Origin of the sequence: Citrobacter sp. CK189 (assembly GCF_030333505.1) — a bacterium.
GTDB classification, from domain to species: Bacteria; Pseudomonadota; Gammaproteobacteria; order Enterobacterales; family Enterobacteriaceae; genus Citrobacter_B; species Citrobacter_B koseri.
In genome coordinates this window covers 14,915-28,902 of the sequence record NZ_JAOWFV010000034.1, presented here as the reverse complement: position 1 = coordinate 28,902, position 13,988 = coordinate 14,915, and the positions used below count along the sequence as shown (strand labels likewise).

Here is a 13,988-nt window from a genome sequence, read left to right as displayed (position 1 = left end):
GCATTCGACCAGATCGATAACGCGCCGGAAGAAAAAGCTCGTGGTATCACCATCAACACTTCTCACGTTGAATACGACACCCCGACTCGCCACTACGCGCACGTAGACTGCCCGGGCCACGCCGACTATGTTAAAAACATGATCACCGGTGCTGCGCAGATGGACGGCGCGATCCTGGTTGTTGCTGCGACTGACGGCCCGATGCCGCAGACCCGTGAGCACATCCTGCTGGGTCGTCAGGTAGGCGTTCCGTACATCATCGTGTTCCTGAACAAATGCGACATGGTTGATGACGAAGAGCTGCTGGAACTGGTTGAGATGGAAGTGCGTGAACTGCTGTCTCAGTACGATTTCCCGGGCGACGACACGCCGATCGTTCGTGGTTCTGCTCTGAAAGCGCTGGAAGGCGACGCAGAGTGGGAAGCGAAAATCATCGAACTGGCTGGCTACCTGGATTCTTACATCCCGGAACCAGAGCGTGCGATTGACAAGCCGTTCCTGCTGCCGATCGAAGACGTATTCTCCATCTCCGGTCGTGGTACCGTTGTTACCGGTCGTGTAGAGCGCGGTATCATCAAAGTGGGCGAAGAAGTTGAAATCGTTGGTATCAAAGAGACTGCGAAGTCTACCTGTACTGGCGTTGAAATGTTCCGCAAACTGCTGGACGAAGGCCGTGCTGGTGAGAACGTAGGTGTTCTGCTGCGTGGTATCAAACGTGAAGAAATCGAACGTGGTCAGGTACTGGCTAAGCCGGGCACCATCAAGCCGCACACCAAGTTCGAATCTGAAGTGTACATTCTGTCCAAAGATGAAGGCGGCCGTCATACTCCGTTCTTCAAAGGCTACCGTCCGCAGTTCTACTTCCGTACAACTGACGTGACTGGCACCATCGAACTGCCGGAAGGCGTAGAGATGGTAATGCCGGGCGACAACATCAAAATGGTTGTTACCCTGATCCACCCGATCGCGATGGACGACGGTCTGCGTTTCGCAATCCGTGAAGGCGGCCGTACCGTTGGCGCGGGCGTTGTTGCTAAAGTAATGAGCTAATTATTTAATAATTAGTTCTGCACTTAAAAAGGGCGCTTCGGCGCCCTTTTTGCTGTCTGTCATATCTACCTGCTATATAAAGAGTGTCATATTTAGTCGCATTTTTTATTCCTCTCCCTGCACACAAACGTATTTGTGCTATTGTAATCATAACTATTCTCATTTACACTTTGCGCAGAAATTGAACGGGAGCGATCATGTACGTTTGTTTGTGTAATGGTGTAAGTGATAAAAAAATTCGTCAGGCTGTTCGTCAGTTTCACCCTCAATCTTTCCAACAATTACGTAAGTTTATTCCTGTTGGAAATCAATGCGGTAAGTGCGTCCGTGCGGCGCGTGAAGTGATGCAGGATGAGTTAATGCAAATGCCGGAGTTTAAAGAAATCGCCTGAGTCACATTCTTTTTTTTGACATCCTTGTAGCCCCATCTACGCTCTAAGAGTGGAAGCGGAGGGACTATAAAATGAAAGGTGATGTTAAAATCATAAATTATCTCAATAAACTATTGGGAAATGAGCTTGTCGCAATCAATCAGTACTTTCTCCATGCCCGTATGTTTAAAAACTGGGGGCTCACTCGTCTGAATGACGTCGAATACCATGAATCCATCGATGAAATGAAACACGCTGATAAATATATCGAGCGTATTTTATTTCTTGAGGGTATCCCAAACTTGCAGGATCTTGGCAAGCTGGGCATTGGTGAAGATGTCGAAGAGATGTTGCAGTCAGATCTCCGTCTGGAACTGGAAGGAGCGAAGGATCTACGTGAAGCCATAGCCTACGCCGACAGCGTTCATGATTACGTTAGCCGGGACATGATGATTGAGATCCTGACAGATGAAGAAGGGCATATCGACTGGCTTGAGACGGAGCTGGATCTGATTGCAAAAATTGGTCTACAGAATTACCTGCAATCGCAAATTAAAGTGGACGATTAACTCCCCGACAGCAGTGTTTTCCAGCCAATGATAAAACCCGCAGCCGCCAGAAATGGCCCGAACGGCAGCGGGTTTTTTAATGCCCCTTTCCCGTTTATTACGTACATCGCCATCACGTTAATGCTGGCAATAAGCGCGGCCAGAAAGACCAGCAGGGGTAATGACTCCCAACGATGCCAGGCGCCAAGCGCGGCAAGAAATTTGATATCGCCGTATCCGAGCCCTTCTTTGCGATACAGCAGTCGGTATCCCCAATAGAGAAAGGCGAACCCGCCGTAACCCGCAATGGCGCCCCAAAGCGCATCTGGCAAATGGTCAGGTAAACAGCACAGGTAATAAAGCAGGCCGCTCCAGAGCAGGGGACAGGTAAACCGATCGGGCAAGAGTCCTGTTCGCGCGTCATATATCCCGGATAGCGCAGATAATAAGAGGTAGATAATCAGGAAGGGGAGGTCGGGTTGCATCATGTCATCCTCATTAAACGTTACGCTCACCATCCGTGAAACTCATTTTCCATGCAACGGAGGAATGATGACGTTGCGCAGTGTATTCCGAAGAAAATGCGCAAAACAAAAACGGCACAATGCATGTGCGAAGTTGCTCGCATTACAGACGAAATGATTAATATCTACGCGGCACTTGCGTCAGGCTGAGATTTGCGTATAATGCGCGGGCTTGTCTTAGTTGACGGCAGGTTCGATCTGAACCTTAGGTAGCCGATTTGGTTATCTAACAATGCTCCCAATCGGGGAGCTACGTAAGAACGGTTACACTCTCCCATCAATCGTAATGGGCACGAGGAGTAATCATTTTCGTTTATAAAATAATTGGAGCTCTGGTCTCATGCAGAACCAAAGAATCCGTATCCGCCTGAAAGCGTTTGATCATCGTCTGATCGATCAATCAACCGCGGAAATCGTCGAGACTGCTAAGCGCACTGGTGCGCAAGTCCGTGGTCCGATCCCGCTGCCGACCCGCAAAGAGCGCTTTACCGTTCTGATCTCCCCGCACGTTAACAAAGACGCGCGCGATCAGTACGAAATTCGCACTCACAAGCGTCTGGTTGACATCGTTGAGCCAACCGAGAAAACCGTTGATGCTCTGATGCGTCTGGACCTGGCTGCCGGTGTAGACGTGCAGATCAGCCTGGGTTAATCAGGTCATCGAGCGATTGAGAGGTTGAAACAATGATTGGTTTAGTCGGTAAAAAAGTGGGTATGACCCGCATCTTCACTGAAGATGGCGTCTCTATCCCAGTAACCGTAATCGAAGTTGAAGCAAACCGCGTTACTCAGGTTAAAGATCTGGCTAACGATGGCTACCGCGCTGTTCAGGTTACCACTGGTGCTAAAAAAGCTAACCGTGTAACCAAGCCGGAAGCTGGCCACTTTGCTAAAGCTGGCGTAGAAGCTGGCCGCGGCCTGTGGGAGTTCCGTCTGGCAGAGGGTGAAGAATACACCGTTGGTCAGAGCATTAGCGTTGAACTGTTTGCTGACGTTAAAAAAGTTGACGTAACTGGCACCTCTAAAGGTAAAGGTTTCGCAGGTACCGTTAAGCGCTGGAACTTCCGTACCCAGGACGCTACTCACGGTAACTCCTTGTCTCACCGCGTTCCGGGTTCTATCGGTCAGAACCAGACTCCGGGCAAAGTGTTCAAAGGCAAGAAAATGGCAGGTCAGCTGGGTAACGAACGTGTAACCGTTCAGAGCCTGGACGTAGTACGTGTTGACGCTGAGCGCAACCTGCTGCTGGTTAAAGGTGGTGTTCCGGGTGCAACCGGTTGCGACCTGATCGTTAAACCAGCTGTGAAGGCGTAAGGGGATAGCAATGGAATTAGTATTGAAAGACGCGCAGAGCGCGCTGACTGTTTCCGAAACTACCTTCGGTCGTGATTTCAACGAAGCGCTGGTTCACCAGGTTGTTGTTGCTTATGCAGCTGGTGCTCGTCAGGGCACTCGTGCTCAGAAGACTCGTGCTGAAGTAACTGGTTCCGGTAAAAAACCGTGGCGCCAGAAAGGTACCGGCCGTGCGCGTTCTGGTTCTATCAAGAGCCCGATCTGGCGTTCTGGTGGCGTGACCTTCGCTGCACGTCCGCAGGACCACAGTCAAAAAGTTAACAAGAAGATGTACCGCGGCGCGCTGAAAAGCATTCTGTCCGAACTGGTACGTCAGGATCGTCTGATCGTTGTCGAGAAGTTCTCTGTAGAAGCGCCTAAAACTAAGCTGCTGGCTCAGAAACTGAAAGACATGGCTCTGGAAGATGTGCTGATCATCACCGGTGAGCTGGACGAGAACCTGTTTCTGGCTGCGCGCAACCTGCACAAGGTTGACGTACGCGATGCAACTGGTATCGACCCGGTTAGCCTGATCGCCTTCGACAAAGTCGTAATGACTGCTGATGCTGTTAAGCAAGTTGAGGAGATGCTGGCATGATTCGTGAAGAACGTCTGCTGAAGGTGCTGCGCGCACCGCACGTTTCTGAAAAAGCGTCTACTGCGATGGAAAAAACCAACACCATCGTTCTCAAAGTTGCTAAAGACGCGACCAAAGCAGAAATCAAAGCTGCTGTGCAGAAACTGTTTGAAGTCGAAGTCGAAGTCGTTAACACCCTGGTTGTTAAAGGGAAAGTTAAACGTCACGGACAGCGTATCGGTCGTCGTAGCGACTGGAAAAAAGCTTACGTCACCCTGAAAGAAGGCCAGAATCTGGACTTCGTTGGCGGCGCTGAGTAAGTCGGAGGAGTAATACAATGGCAGTTGTTAAATGTAAACCGACATCTCCGGGTCGTCGCCACGTAGTTAAAGTGGTTAACCCTGAGCTGCACAAGGGCAAACCTTTTGCTCCGTTGCTGGAAAAAAACAGCAAATCCGGTGGTCGTAACAACAATGGCCGTATCACCACTCGTCATATCGGTGGTGGCCACAAGCAGGCATACCGTATTGTTGACTTCAAACGCAACAAAGATGGTATCCCGGCAGTTGTTGAACGTCTTGAGTACGATCCGAACCGTTCCGCGAACATCGCGCTGGTTCTGTACAAAGACGGTGAGCGCCGTTACATCCTGGCCCCTAAAGGCCTGAAAGCTGGCGACCAGATTCAATCTGGCGTTGATGCTGCAATCAAACCAGGCAACACCCTGCCGATGCGCAACATCCCGGTTGGTTCTACCGTTCATAACGTAGAAATGAAACCAGGTAAAGGCGGTCAGTTGGCACGTTCCGCTGGTACTTACGTTCAGATCGTTGCGCGCGATGGTGCTTATGTCACCCTGCGTCTGCGTTCTGGTGAAATGCGTAAAGTCGAAGCAGACTGCCGTGCAACTCTGGGCGAAGTTGGCAATGCTGAGCATATGCTGCGCGTTCTGGGTAAAGCAGGTGCTGCACGCTGGCGTGGTGTTCGTCCGACCGTTCGCGGTACCGCGATGAACCCAGTAGACCACCCACATGGTGGTGGTGAAGGTCGTAACTTTGGTAAGCACCCGGTAACTCCGTGGGGCGTTCAGACCAAAGGTAAGAAGACCCGCAGCAACAAGCGTACTGATAAATTCATCGTACGTCGCCGTAGCAAATAATTTTAGAGGATAAGCCATGCCACGTTCTCTCAAGAAAGGTCCTTTTATTGACCTGCACTTGCTGAAGAAGGTAGAGAAAGCGGTGGAAAGCGGAGACAAGAAGCCCCTGCGCACTTGGTCCCGTCGTTCAACGATCTTTCCTAACATGATCGGTTTGACCATCGCTGTCCATAATGGTCGTCAGCACGTTCCGGTATTTGTAACCGATGAAATGGTCGGTCACAAACTGGGTGAATTCGCACCGACTCGTACTTATCGCGGCCACGCTGCTGATAAAAAAGCGAAGAAGAAATAAGGTAGGAGGAAGAGATGGAAACTATCGCTAAACATCGCCATGCTCGTTCTTCTGCTCAGAAGGTTCGCCTTGTTGCTGACCTGATTCGCGGTAAGAAAGTGTCGCAGGCTCTGGATATTTTGACCTACACCAACAAGAAAGCGGCTGTACTGGTCAAGAAAGTCCTGGAATCTGCCATTGCTAACGCTGAACACAACGATGGCGCTGACATTGACGATCTGAAAGTTACGAAAATTTTCGTAGACGAAGGCCCGAGCATGAAGCGCATTATGCCGCGTGCAAAAGGTCGTGCAGATCGCATCCTGAAGCGCACCAGCCACATTACTGTGGTTGTGTCCGATCGCTGAGACTCTGGAGACTAGCAATGGGTCAGAAAGTACATCCTAATGGTATTCGCCTGGGTATTGTAAAACCATGGAACTCTACCTGGTTTGCGAACACCAAAGAATTCGCTGACAACCTGGACAGCGATTTTAAAGTACGTCAGTACCTGACGAAGGAACTGGCTAAAGCGTCCGTATCTCGTATCGTTATCGAGCGTCCGGCTAAGAGCATCCGTGTGACTATTCACACTGCTCGTCCGGGTATCGTTATCGGTAAGAAAGGCGAAGACGTAGAAAAACTGCGTAAGGTCGTAGCGGATATCGCTGGCGTTCCTGCACAGATCAATATCGCCGAAGTTCGTAAGCCTGAACTGGACGCAAAATTGGTTGCTGACAGCATCACTTCTCAGCTGGAACGTCGTGTTATGTTCCGTCGTGCTATGAAGCGTGCTGTACAGAACGCAATGCGTCTGGGCGCTAAAGGTATTAAAGTTGAAGTTAGCGGCCGTCTGGGCGGCGCGGAAATCGCTCGTACCGAATGGTACCGTGAAGGTCGCGTACCGCTGCACACTCTGCGTGCTGACATCGACTACAACACCTCTGAAGCGCACACCACTTACGGTGTAATCGGCGTTAAAGTGTGGATCTTCAAAGGCGAGATCCTGGGTGGTATGGCTGCTGTTGAACAACCGGAAAAACCGGCTGCTCAACCGAAAAAGCAGCAGCGTAAAGGCCGTAAATAAGGAGCGTCGCTGATGTTACAACCAAAGCGTACAAAATTCCGTAAAATGCACAAAGGCCGTAACCGCGGTCTGGCGCAGGGTACGGATGTTAGCTTCGGCAGCTTCGGTCTGAAAGCTGTTGGCCGTGGTCGTCTGACTGCCCGTCAGATCGAAGCAGCACGTCGTGCTATGACCCGTGCAGTTAAGCGTCAAGGTAAGATCTGGATCCGTGTATTCCCGGACAAACCGATCACTGAAAAGCCGCTGGCAGTGCGTATGGGTAAAGGTAAAGGTAACGTGGAGTATTGGGTTGCCTTGATTCAGCCGGGTAAAGTCCTGTATGAAATGGACGGCGTACCGGAAGAGCTGGCCCGTGAAGCATTCAAGCTGGCAGCAGCGAAACTGCCGATTAAAACCACCTTTGTAACTAAGACGGTGATGTAATGAAAGCAAAAGAGCTGCGTGAGAAGAGTGTTGAAGAGCTGAACACCGAGCTGCTGAACCTGCTGCGTGAGCAGTTCAACCTGCGTATGCAGGCTGCAAGTGGCCAGCTGCAACAGTCTCACCTGTTGAAGCAAGTGCGTCGTGATGTCGCACGCGTTAAGACTTTACTGACTGAGAAGGCGGGTGCGTAATGACCGATAAAATCCGTACTCTGCAAGGTCGCGTTGTTAGCGACAAAATGGAGAAATCCATTGTTGTTGCTATCGAACGTTTTGTGAAACACCCGATCTACGGTAAATTCATCAAGCGTACGACCAAACTGCACGTACATGACGAGAACAACGAATGTGGTACCGGTGACGTGGTTGAAATCCGCGAATGCCGCCCACTGTCCAAGACTAAGTCCTGGACGCTGGTTCGCGTTGTAGAGAAAGCGGTTCTGTAATACAGTACCCATTCTCAACGAATAAACGGCTCAGCGATGGGCCGTTTATTTTTTCTACCCATATCGTTGAAGCGGTGTTATAATGCCGCGCCCCCGATATGGGGCTTTTTTAACGACCTGATTTTCGGGTCTCAGTAGTAGTTGACATTAGCGGAGCACTAAAATGATCCAAGAACAGACTATGCTGAACGTCGCCGACAACTCCGGTGCACGTCGCGTAATGTGTATCAAGGTTCTGGGTGGCTCGCACCGTCGCTACGCAGGCGTAGGCGACATCATCAAGATCACCATCAAAGAAGCAATTCCGCGTGGTAAGGTCAAAAAAGGTGATGTGCTGAAGGCGGTAGTGGTGCGCACCAAGAAGGGTGTTCGTCGCCCGGACGGTTCTGTCATTCGCTTCGATGGTAATGCATGCGTTATTCTGAACAATAACAGCGAGCAGCCTATCGGTACGCGTATTTTTGGGCCGGTAACTCGTGAGCTTCGTACCGAGAAGTTCATGAAAATTATCTCTCTGGCACCAGAAGTACTCTAAGGAGCGAATCATGGCAGCGAAAATCCGTCGTGATGACGAAGTTATCGTGTTAACCGGTAAAGATAAAGGTAAACGCGGTAAAGTTAAGAATGTCCTGTCTTCCGGCAAGGTCATTGTTGAAGGTATCAACCTGGTTAAGAAACACCAGAAGCCGGTTCCGGCTCTGAACCAACCGGGTGGCATCGTTGAAAAAGAAGCCGCTATTCAGGTTTCCAACATTGCAATCTTCAATGCGGCAACCGGTAAGGCTGACCGTGTAGGCTTTAGATTCGAAGACGGTAAAAAAGTCCGTTTCTTCAAATCTAACAGCGAAACTATCAAGTAATTTGGAGTAGTACGATGGCGAAACTGCATGATTACTACAAAGACGAAGTAGTTAATAAACTCATGACTGAGTTTAACTACAATTCTGTCATGCAAGTCCCTCGGGTCGAGAAGATCACCCTGAACATGGGTGTTGGTGAAGCGATCGCTGACAAGAAACTGCTGGATAACGCAGCAGCTGACCTGGCAGCAATCTCCGGTCAAAAACCGTTGATCACCAAAGCACGCAAATCTGTTGCAGGCTTCAAAATCCGTCAGGGCTATCCGATCGGCTGTAAAGTAACTCTGCGTGGCGAACGCATGTGGGAGTTCTTTGAGCGCCTGATCACTATTGCTGTACCGCGTATCCGTGACTTCCGTGGCCTGTCCGCTAAGTCTTTCGACGGTCGTGGTAACTACAGCATGGGTGTCCGTGAGCAGATCATCTTCCCAGAAATCGACTACGATAAAGTCGACCGCGTTCGTGGTTTGGATATTACCATTACCACTACTGCGAAATCTGACGAAGAAGGCCGTGCTCTGCTGGCTGCCTTTGACTTCCCGTTCCGCAAGTAAGGTAGGGTTACTGAATGGCTAAGCAATCAATGAAAGCACGCGAAGTAAAACGCGTAGCTTTAGCTGATAAATACTTCGCGAAACGCGCTGAACTGAAAGCGATCATCTCTGATGTGAACGCTTCCGACGAAGATCGTTGGAACGCTGTTCTTAAGCTGCAGACTCTGCCGCGTGATTCCAGCCCGTCTCGTCAGCGTAACCGCTGCCGTCAAACAGGTCGTCCACATGGTTATGTGGGCAAGTTCGGGTTGAGCCGTATCAAGTTACGTGAAGCCGCTATGCGCGGTGAAGTACCAGGCTTGAAAAAGGCTAGCTGGTAATTGTCACCAATTGAATCACGGGAGTAAAGACAGATGAGCATGCAAGATCCGATCGCGGATATGCTGACCCGTATCCGTAACGGTCAGGCCGCGAACAAAGCTGCGGTCACCATGCCTTCCTCCAAGCTGAAAGTGGCAATTGCCAACGTGCTGAAGGAAGAAGGTTTTATCGAAGATTTTAAAGTTGAAGGCGACACCAAGCCGGAACTGGAACTGACTCTTAAGTATTTCCAGGGTAAAGCTGTTGTAGAAAGCATTCAGCGTGTCAGCCGCCCAGGTCTGCGCATCTACAAACGTAAAGATGAGCTGCCGAAAGTTATGGCGGGTCTGGGTATCGCAGTTGTTTCTACCTCTAAAGGTGTTATGACTGATCGTGCAGCGCGCCAGGCTGGTCTTGGTGGCGAAATTATCTGCTACGTAGCCTAATCGGAGGAAAAAATGTCTCGTGTTGCTAAAGCACCGGTCGTTGTTCCTGCCGGCGTTGATGTAAAAATCAACGGTCAGGTTATTACGATCAAAGGTAAAAACGGCGAGCTGACTCGTACTCTCAACGATGCTGTTGAAGTTAAACATGCAGATAATGCACTGACCTTCGGTCCGCGTGATGGTTACGTAGACGGTTGGGCTCAGGCTGGTACCGCGCGTGCCCTGCTGAACTCAATGGTTATCGGTGTTACCGAAGGCTTCACTAAGAAGCTGCAGCTGGTTGGTGTAGGTTATCGTGCAGCGGTTAAAGGGAATGTAGTAAACCTGTCCTTAGGTTTCTCTCACCCGGTTGACCACCAGCTGCCAGCAGGTATTACTGCAGAATGTCCGACTCAGACTGAAATCGTGCTGAAAGGCGCTGATAAGCAGGTGATCGGTCAGGTTGCAGCAGATCTGCGCGCCTACCGTCGTCCTGAGCCTTACAAAGGCAAGGGTGTTCGTTACGCCGACGAAGTCGTGCGTACCAAAGAGGCTAAGAAGAAGTAAGGTAACACTATGGATAAGAAATCTGCTCGTATCCGTCGTGCGACCCGCGCACGCCGCAAGCTCCAGGAGCTGGGCGCAACTCGCCTGGTGGTACATCGTACCCCGCGTCACATTTACGCACAGGTAATTGCACCGAACGGTTCTGAAGTTCTGGTAGCTGCTTCTACTGTAGAAAAAGCTATCTCTGAACAACTGAAGTACACCGGTAACAAAGACGCGGCTGCAGCTGTGGGTAAAGCTGTCGCTGAACGCGCTCTGGAAAAAGGCATCAAAGATGTGTCCTTTGACCGTTCCGGGTTCCAATATCATGGTCGTGTCCAGGCACTGGCAGATGCTGCCCGTGAAGCTGGCCTTCAGTTCTAAGGTAGAGGTGTAAGATGGCTCACATCGAAAAACAAGCTGGCGAACTGCAGGAAAAGCTGATCGCGGTAAACCGCGTATCTAAAACCGTTAAAGGTGGTCGTATTTTCTCCTTCACAGCTCTGACTGTAGTTGGCGATGGTAACGGTCGCGTTGGTTTTGGTTACGGTAAAGCGCGTGAAGTTCCAGCAGCGATCCAGAAAGCGATGGAAAAAGCCCGTCGCAATATGATTAACGTCGCGCTGAACAACGGCACCCTGCAACACCCGGTTAAAGGTGTTCACACGGGTTCTCGTGTATTCATGCAGCCAGCTTCCGAAGGTACCGGTATCATCGCCGGTGGTGCAATGCGCGCCGTTCTGGAAGTTGCTGGGGTTCATAACGTTCTGGCTAAAGCATATGGTTCCACCAACCCGATCAACGTGGTTCGTGCAACTATTGATGGCCTGGAAAATATGAATTCTCCAGAAATGGTCGCTGCCAAGCGTGGTAAATCCGTTGAAGAAATTCTGGGGAAATAAACCATGGCAAAGACTATTAAAATTACTCAAACCCGCAGTGCAATCGGTCGTCTGCCGAAACACAAGGCAACGCTGCTTGGCCTGGGTCTGCGTCGTATTGGTCACACCGTAGAGCGCGAGGATACTCCTGCTGTTCGTGGTATGGTCAACGCGGTTTCCTTCATGGTTAAAGTTGAGGAGTAAGAGATGCGTTTAAATACTCTGTCTCCGGCCGAAGGCTCCAAAAAGGCGGGTAAACGCCTGGGTCGTGGTATCGGTTCTGGCCTCGGTAAAACCGGTGGTCGTGGTCACAAAGGTCAGAAGTCTCGTTCTGGCGGTGGCGTACGTCGCGGTTTCGAGGGTGGTCAGATGCCTCTGTACCGTCGTCTGCCGAAATTCGGCTTCACTTCTCGCAAAGCAGCGATTACAGCCGAAGTTCGTCTGTCTGACCTGGCTAAAGTAGAAGGCGGCGTAGTAGACCTGAACACGCTGAAAGCGGCTAACATTATCGGTATCCAGATCGAGTTCGCGAAAGTGATCCTGGCTGGTGAAGTCACTACTCCGGTAACTGTTCGTGGCCTGCGTGTTACTAAAGGCGCTCGTGCTGCTATCGAAGCTGCTGGCGGTAAAATCGAGGAATAAGTAGCAGATGGCTAAACAACCGGGATTAGATTTTCAAAGCGCCAAAGGTGGCTTAGGCGAGCTGAAACGCAGACTGCTGTTTGTTATCGGCGCGCTGATTGTGTTCCGTATTGGCTCTTTTATTCCGATCCCTGGTATTGATGCCGCTGTACTTGCCAAACTGCTTGAGCAACAGCGAGGCACCATCATTGAAATGTTTAACATGTTCTCTGGTGGTGCACTCAGCCGTGCTTCTATCTTTGCTCTGGGTATCATGCCGTATATTTCGGCGTCGATTATTATCCAGCTGCTGACGGTGGTTCACCCAACGCTGGCAGAAATTAAGAAAGAAGGGGAGTCTGGTCGTCGTAAGATCAGCCAGTACACCCGCTACGGTACTCTGGTGCTGGCGATATTCCAGTCGATCGGTATTGCTACCGGTCTGCCGAATATGCCTGGTATGCAAGGCCTGGTAATGAATCCGGGCTTTGCATTCTATTTCACCGCTGTTGTAAGTCTGGTTACAGGAACCATGTTCCTGATGTGGTTGGGCGAACAGATTACTGAACGTGGTATCGGCAACGGTATCTCAATCATTATCTTCGCCGGTATTGTCGCGGGACTCCCGCCAGCCATTGCCCATACTATCGAGCAAGCGCGTCAAGGCGACCTGCACTTCCTCGTGTTGCTGTTGGTTGCAGTATTAGTATTTGCAGTGACGTTCTTTGTTGTATTTGTTGAGCGTGGTCAACGCCGCATTGTGGTAAACTACGCAAAACGTCAGCAGGGTCGTCGTGTCTATGCTGCACAGAGCACACATTTACCGCTGAAAGTGAATATGGCGGGGGTAATCCCGGCAATTTTCGCTTCCAGTATTATTCTGTTCCCGGCAACCATCGCGTCATGGTTCGGGGGCGGTACTGGTTGGAACTGGCTGACAACAATTTCGCTGTATTTGCAGCCTGGGCAACCGCTTTATGTGTTACTCTATGCGTCTGCAATCATCTTCTTCTGTTTCTTCTACACGGCGTTGGTTTTCAACCCGCGTGAAACAGCAGATAACCTGAAGAAGTCCGGTGCATTTGTACCAGGAATTCGTCCGGGAGAGCAAACGGCGAAGTATATCGATAAAGTAATGACCCGCCTGACTTTGGTTGGTGCGCTTTACATTACCTTTATCTGCCTGATCCCGGAGTTCATGCGTGATGCAATGAAAGTACCGTTCTACTTTGGTGGGACCTCACTGCTTATCGTTGTCGTCGTGATTATGGACTTTATGGCTCAAGTGCAAACTCTGATGATGTCCAGTCAGTATGAGTCTGCATTGAAGAAGGCGAACCTGAAAGGCTACGGCCGTTAATTGGTCGCCCGAGAAGTTACGGAGAGTAAAAATGAAAGTTCGTGCTTCCGTCAAGAAATTATGCCGTAACTGCAAAATCGTTAAGCGTGATGGCGTCATCCGCGTGATTTGCAGTGCCGAGCCGAAGCATAAACAGCGCCAAGGCTGATTTATTCGCATATTTTTCTTGCAAAGTTGGGTTGAGCTGGCTAGATTAGCCAGCCAATCTTTTGTATGTCTGTACGTTTCCATTTGAGTATCCTGAAAACGGGCTTTTCAGCATGGTGCGTACATATTAAATAGTAGGAGTGCATAGTGGCCCGTATAGCAGGCATTAACATTCCTGATCAGAAACATGCTGTGATCGCGTTAACTTCGATCTACGGCGTCGGTAAGACCCGTTCTAAAGCCATTCTGGCTGCAGCGGGTATCGCTGAAAATGTTAAGATCAGTGAGCTGTCTGAAGAACAAATCGACACGCTGCGTGACGAAGTTGCCAAATTTGTCGTTGAAGGTGATCTGCGCCGTGAAATCAGCATGAGCATCAAGCGCCTGATGGATCTTGGTTGCTATCGCGGTTTGCGTCATCGTCGTGGTCTCCCGGTTCGCGGTCAGCGTACCAAGACCAACGCACGTACCCGTAAGGGTCCGCGCAAACCGATCAAGAAATAA

At 50.4% G+C, this 13,988-nt stretch carries 28 protein-coding genes; 27 read left to right on the top strand and 1 reads right to left on the bottom strand.

What is annotated here, in order from left to right:
• The 3 genes from tuf to bfr form a co-directional block, all read left to right on the top strand.
• Window positions 1-1,050, top strand: a 1,050-nt coding sequence (gene tuf, locus OGV83_RS04300) for an elongation factor Tu (protein WP_286448899.1), incomplete at its 5' end; no start/stop codon positions are given.
• Window positions 1,051-1,247: 197 nt separating this feature from the next.
• Window positions 1,248-1,442: a bacterioferritin-associated ferredoxin gene (gene bfd / locus OGV83_RS04295; RefSeq protein ID WP_012135433.1), complete on the top strand. Its 195-nt coding sequence runs from the start codon at window positions 1,248-1,250 to the stop codon at window positions 1,440-1,442.
• Window positions 1,443-1,513: 71 nt separating this feature from the next.
• Entirely contained in the window at window positions 1,514-1,990 is a 477-nt protein-coding gene (gene bfr, locus OGV83_RS04290) for a bacterioferritin (RefSeq protein WP_012135432.1), read from the top strand.
• On the opposite strand, the gene OGV83_RS04285 is transcribed toward bfr, so the two are convergent.
• A complete protein-coding gene (locus OGV83_RS04285; protein ID WP_049011817.1) occupies window positions 1,987-2,454 on the bottom strand; it encodes a prepilin peptidase in 468 nt (155 codons plus the stop codon). The two genes, bfr and OGV83_RS04285, sit on opposite strands and share 4 nt — an antisense overlap.
• 379 nt (window positions 2,455-2,833) lie before the next feature.
• On the opposite strand from OGV83_RS04285, the gene rpsJ reads away from it, so the two are divergent.
• The 24 genes from rpsJ to rpsM all read left to right on the top strand — a co-directional run bounded on the left by rpsJ (window position 2,834) and on the right by rpsM (window position 13,988).
• Window positions 2,834-3,145 carry a 30S ribosomal protein S10 gene (gene rpsJ / locus OGV83_RS04280; RefSeq protein ID WP_001181005.1) on the top strand — a complete coding sequence of 104 codons (312 nt, stop codon included), beginning with the start codon at window positions 2,834-2,836 and terminating at the stop codon, window positions 3,143-3,145.
• A 32-nt stretch (window positions 3,146-3,177) separates the two neighbouring features.
• Window positions 3,178-3,807, top strand: a complete 630-nt coding sequence (gene rplC, locus OGV83_RS04275; protein ID WP_000579837.1) for a 50S ribosomal protein L3 — start codon at window positions 3,178-3,180, stop codon at window positions 3,805-3,807.
• A gap of 10 nt (window positions 3,808-3,817) precedes the next feature.
• Window positions 3,818-4,423 carry a 50S ribosomal protein L4 gene (rplD, locus tag OGV83_RS04270; protein ID WP_000424395.1) on the top strand — a complete coding sequence of 202 codons (606 nt, stop codon included), beginning with the start codon at window positions 3,818-3,820 and terminating at the stop codon, window positions 4,421-4,423.
• Window positions 4,420-4,722: a 50S ribosomal protein L23 gene (gene rplW, locus OGV83_RS04265; RefSeq protein WP_000617546.1), complete on the top strand. Its 303-nt coding sequence runs from the start codon at window positions 4,420-4,422 to the stop codon at window positions 4,720-4,722. The genes rplD and rplW overlap by 4 nt, the downstream gene beginning before the upstream one ends.
• A gap of 17 nt (window positions 4,723-4,739) precedes the next feature.
• Window positions 4,740-5,561: a 50S ribosomal protein L2 gene (gene rplB / locus OGV83_RS04260; protein WP_000301864.1), complete on the top strand. Its 822-nt coding sequence runs from the start codon at window positions 4,740-4,742 to the stop codon at window positions 5,559-5,561.
• A gap of 16 nt (window positions 5,562-5,577) precedes the next feature.
• Window positions 5,578-5,856 carry a 30S ribosomal protein S19 gene (gene rpsS / locus OGV83_RS04255; RefSeq protein ID WP_001138117.1) on the top strand — a complete coding sequence of 93 codons (279 nt, stop codon included), beginning with the start codon at window positions 5,578-5,580 and terminating at the stop codon, window positions 5,854-5,856.
• A gap of 14 nt (window positions 5,857-5,870) precedes the next feature.
• Window positions 5,871-6,203: a 50S ribosomal protein L22 gene (gene rplV, locus OGV83_RS04250; protein WP_000447529.1), complete on the top strand. Its 333-nt coding sequence runs from the start codon at window positions 5,871-5,873 to the stop codon at window positions 6,201-6,203.
• 17 nt (window positions 6,204-6,220) lie between these two features.
• Window positions 6,221-6,922 (top strand): 30S ribosomal protein S3, encoded by a 702-nt coding sequence (gene rpsC / locus OGV83_RS04245; RefSeq protein WP_000529945.1) that lies wholly within the window; start codon window positions 6,221-6,223, stop codon window positions 6,920-6,922.
• A 12-nt stretch (window positions 6,923-6,934) separates the two neighbouring features.
• Window positions 6,935-7,345 (top strand): 50S ribosomal protein L16, encoded by a 411-nt coding sequence (rplP, locus tag OGV83_RS04240; protein ID WP_000941212.1) that lies wholly within the window; start codon window positions 6,935-6,937, stop codon window positions 7,343-7,345.
• Window positions 7,345-7,536 (top strand): 50S ribosomal protein L29, encoded by a 192-nt coding sequence (rpmC, locus tag OGV83_RS04235; RefSeq protein WP_000644742.1) that lies wholly within the window; start codon window positions 7,345-7,347, stop codon window positions 7,534-7,536. Before rplP ends, rpmC begins: the two co-directional genes overlap by 1 nt.
• A complete protein-coding gene (gene rpsQ / locus OGV83_RS04230; RefSeq protein ID WP_003031120.1) occupies window positions 7,536-7,790 on the top strand; it encodes a 30S ribosomal protein S17 in 255 nt (84 codons plus the stop codon). The genes rpmC and rpsQ overlap by 1 nt, the downstream gene beginning before the upstream one ends.
• A gap of 163 nt (window positions 7,791-7,953) precedes the next feature.
• Window positions 7,954-8,325, top strand: a complete 372-nt coding sequence (gene rplN / locus OGV83_RS04225) for a 50S ribosomal protein L14 (RefSeq protein WP_002919748.1) — start codon at window positions 7,954-7,956, stop codon at window positions 8,323-8,325.
• Window positions 8,326-8,335: 10 nt separating this feature from the next.
• Window positions 8,336-8,650, top strand: coding sequence for a 50S ribosomal protein L24 (gene rplX / locus OGV83_RS04220; RefSeq protein WP_012135426.1), 315 nt, complete (start codon window positions 8,336-8,338; stop codon window positions 8,648-8,650).
• A 14-nt stretch (window positions 8,651-8,664) separates the two neighbouring features.
• Window positions 8,665-9,204 (top strand): 50S ribosomal protein L5, encoded by a 540-nt coding sequence (rplE, locus tag OGV83_RS04215; RefSeq protein ID WP_007702494.1) that lies wholly within the window; start codon window positions 8,665-8,667, stop codon window positions 9,202-9,204.
• A gap of 14 nt (window positions 9,205-9,218) precedes the next feature.
• On the top strand, window positions 9,219-9,524 hold the full coding sequence (gene rpsN, locus OGV83_RS04210) for a 30S ribosomal protein S14 (protein WP_012135425.1): 306 nt from the start codon (window positions 9,219-9,221) through the stop codon (window positions 9,522-9,524).
• A gap of 33 nt (window positions 9,525-9,557) precedes the next feature.
• Window positions 9,558-9,950 (top strand): 30S ribosomal protein S8, encoded by a 393-nt coding sequence (rpsH, locus tag OGV83_RS04205; RefSeq protein WP_000062611.1) that lies wholly within the window; start codon window positions 9,558-9,560, stop codon window positions 9,948-9,950.
• A gap of 12 nt (window positions 9,951-9,962) precedes the next feature.
• Complete coding sequence (rplF, locus tag OGV83_RS04200; RefSeq protein WP_012135817.1) at window positions 9,963-10,496, top strand: 50S ribosomal protein L6; 534 nt, start codon at window positions 9,963-9,965, stop codon at window positions 10,494-10,496.
• 9 nt (window positions 10,497-10,505) lie between these two features.
• Window positions 10,506-10,859, top strand: coding sequence for a 50S ribosomal protein L18 (gene rplR, locus OGV83_RS04195; protein WP_006817270.1), 354 nt, complete (start codon window positions 10,506-10,508; stop codon window positions 10,857-10,859).
• Window positions 10,860-10,873: 14 nt separating this feature from the next.
• The gene (rpsE, locus tag OGV83_RS04190; protein WP_000940121.1) at window positions 10,874-11,377 is read left to right on the top strand and encodes a 30S ribosomal protein S5; all 504 of its coding nucleotides are present in this window, start codon (window positions 10,874-10,876) and stop codon (window positions 11,375-11,377) included.
• A 3-nt stretch (window positions 11,378-11,380) separates the two neighbouring features.
• On the top strand, window positions 11,381-11,560 hold the full coding sequence (rpmD, locus tag OGV83_RS04185) for a 50S ribosomal protein L30 (protein WP_001140434.1): 180 nt from the start codon (window positions 11,381-11,383) through the stop codon (window positions 11,558-11,560).
• 3 nt (window positions 11,561-11,563) lie between these two features.
• On the top strand, window positions 11,564-11,998 hold the full coding sequence (rplO, locus tag OGV83_RS04180; RefSeq protein ID WP_001238917.1) for a 50S ribosomal protein L15: 435 nt from the start codon (window positions 11,564-11,566) through the stop codon (window positions 11,996-11,998).
• A gap of 7 nt (window positions 11,999-12,005) precedes the next feature.
• Window positions 12,006-13,337 carry a preprotein translocase subunit SecY gene (secY, locus tag OGV83_RS04175; protein WP_001118864.1) on the top strand — a complete coding sequence of 444 codons (1,332 nt, stop codon included), beginning with the start codon at window positions 12,006-12,008 and terminating at the stop codon, window positions 13,335-13,337.
• Between the two features lie 31 nt (window positions 13,338-13,368).
• Complete coding sequence (rpmJ, locus tag OGV83_RS04170) at window positions 13,369-13,485, top strand: 50S ribosomal protein L36 (RefSeq protein ID WP_000868187.1); 117 nt, start codon at window positions 13,369-13,371, stop codon at window positions 13,483-13,485.
• A 146-nt stretch (window positions 13,486-13,631) separates the two neighbouring features.
• Window positions 13,632-13,988, top strand: a complete 357-nt coding sequence (gene rpsM, locus OGV83_RS04165) for a 30S ribosomal protein S13 (protein WP_000090780.1) — start codon at window positions 13,632-13,634, stop codon at window positions 13,986-13,988.

What these genes read in the sequence shown, in the direction of transcription:
- rpmC (WP_000644742.1), top strand. Translation starts at nt 7,345, where the DNA reads ATGAAAGCAAAAGAGCTGCGTGAGAAGAGTGTTGAAGAGCTGAACACC.
- rplR (WP_006817270.1), top strand. Translation starts at nt 10,506, where the DNA reads ATGGATAAGAAATCTGCTCGTATCCGTCGTGCGACCCGCGCACGCCGC.
- rpmJ (WP_000868187.1), top strand. Translation starts at nt 13,369, where the DNA reads ATGAAAGTTCGTGCTTCCGTCAAGAAATTATGCCGTAACTGCAAAATC.
- rplW (WP_000617546.1), top strand. Translation starts at nt 4,420, where the DNA reads ATGATTCGTGAAGAACGTCTGCTGAAGGTGCTGCGCGCACCGCACGTT.
- rplX (WP_012135426.1), top strand. Translation starts at nt 8,336, where the DNA reads ATGGCAGCGAAAATCCGTCGTGATGACGAAGTTATCGTGTTAACCGGT.
- rpsC (WP_000529945.1), top strand. Translation starts at nt 6,221, where the DNA reads ATGGGTCAGAAAGTACATCCTAATGGTATTCGCCTGGGTATTGTAAAA.
- rplB (WP_000301864.1), top strand. Translation starts at nt 4,740, where the DNA reads ATGGCAGTTGTTAAATGTAAACCGACATCTCCGGGTCGTCGCCACGTA.
- rplF (WP_012135817.1), top strand. Translation starts at nt 9,963, where the DNA reads ATGTCTCGTGTTGCTAAAGCACCGGTCGTTGTTCCTGCCGGCGTTGAT.
- rplV (WP_000447529.1), top strand. Translation starts at nt 5,871, where the DNA reads ATGGAAACTATCGCTAAACATCGCCATGCTCGTTCTTCTGCTCAGAAG.
- rplN (WP_002919748.1), top strand. Translation starts at nt 7,954, where the DNA reads ATGATCCAAGAACAGACTATGCTGAACGTCGCCGACAACTCCGGTGCA.
- rplO (WP_001238917.1), top strand. Translation starts at nt 11,564, where the DNA reads ATGCGTTTAAATACTCTGTCTCCGGCCGAAGGCTCCAAAAAGGCGGGT.
- rpsS (WP_001138117.1), top strand. Translation starts at nt 5,578, where the DNA reads ATGCCACGTTCTCTCAAGAAAGGTCCTTTTATTGACCTGCACTTGCTG.
- rpmD (WP_001140434.1), top strand. Translation starts at nt 11,381, where the DNA reads ATGGCAAAGACTATTAAAATTACTCAAACCCGCAGTGCAATCGGTCGT.
- rpsJ (WP_001181005.1), top strand. Translation starts at nt 2,834, where the DNA reads ATGCAGAACCAAAGAATCCGTATCCGCCTGAAAGCGTTTGATCATCGT.
- rplP (WP_000941212.1), top strand. Translation starts at nt 6,935, where the DNA reads ATGTTACAACCAAAGCGTACAAAATTCCGTAAAATGCACAAAGGCCGT.
- rplC (WP_000579837.1), top strand. Translation starts at nt 3,178, where the DNA reads ATGATTGGTTTAGTCGGTAAAAAAGTGGGTATGACCCGCATCTTCACT.
- rplD (WP_000424395.1), top strand. Translation starts at nt 3,818, where the DNA reads ATGGAATTAGTATTGAAAGACGCGCAGAGCGCGCTGACTGTTTCCGAA.
- rpsN (WP_012135425.1), top strand. Translation starts at nt 9,219, where the DNA reads ATGGCTAAGCAATCAATGAAAGCACGCGAAGTAAAACGCGTAGCTTTA.
- rpsH (WP_000062611.1), top strand. Translation starts at nt 9,558, where the DNA reads ATGAGCATGCAAGATCCGATCGCGGATATGCTGACCCGTATCCGTAAC.
- rpsE (WP_000940121.1), top strand. Translation starts at nt 10,874, where the DNA reads ATGGCTCACATCGAAAAACAAGCTGGCGAACTGCAGGAAAAGCTGATC.
- OGV83_RS04285 (WP_049011817.1), bottom strand. Translation starts at nt 2,454, where the DNA reads ATGCAACCCGACCTCCCCTTCCTGATTATCTACCTCTTATTATCTGCG.
- rplE (WP_007702494.1), top strand. Translation starts at nt 8,665, where the DNA reads ATGGCGAAACTGCATGATTACTACAAAGACGAAGTAGTTAATAAACTC.
- secY (WP_001118864.1), top strand. Translation starts at nt 12,006, where the DNA reads ATGGCTAAACAACCGGGATTAGATTTTCAAAGCGCCAAAGGTGGCTTA.
- rpsQ (WP_003031120.1), top strand. Translation starts at nt 7,536, where the DNA reads ATGACCGATAAAATCCGTACTCTGCAAGGTCGCGTTGTTAGCGACAAA.
- bfr (WP_012135432.1), top strand. Translation starts at nt 1,514, where the DNA reads ATGAAAGGTGATGTTAAAATCATAAATTATCTCAATAAACTATTGGGA.
- bfd (WP_012135433.1), top strand. Translation starts at nt 1,248, where the DNA reads ATGTACGTTTGTTTGTGTAATGGTGTAAGTGATAAAAAAATTCGTCAG.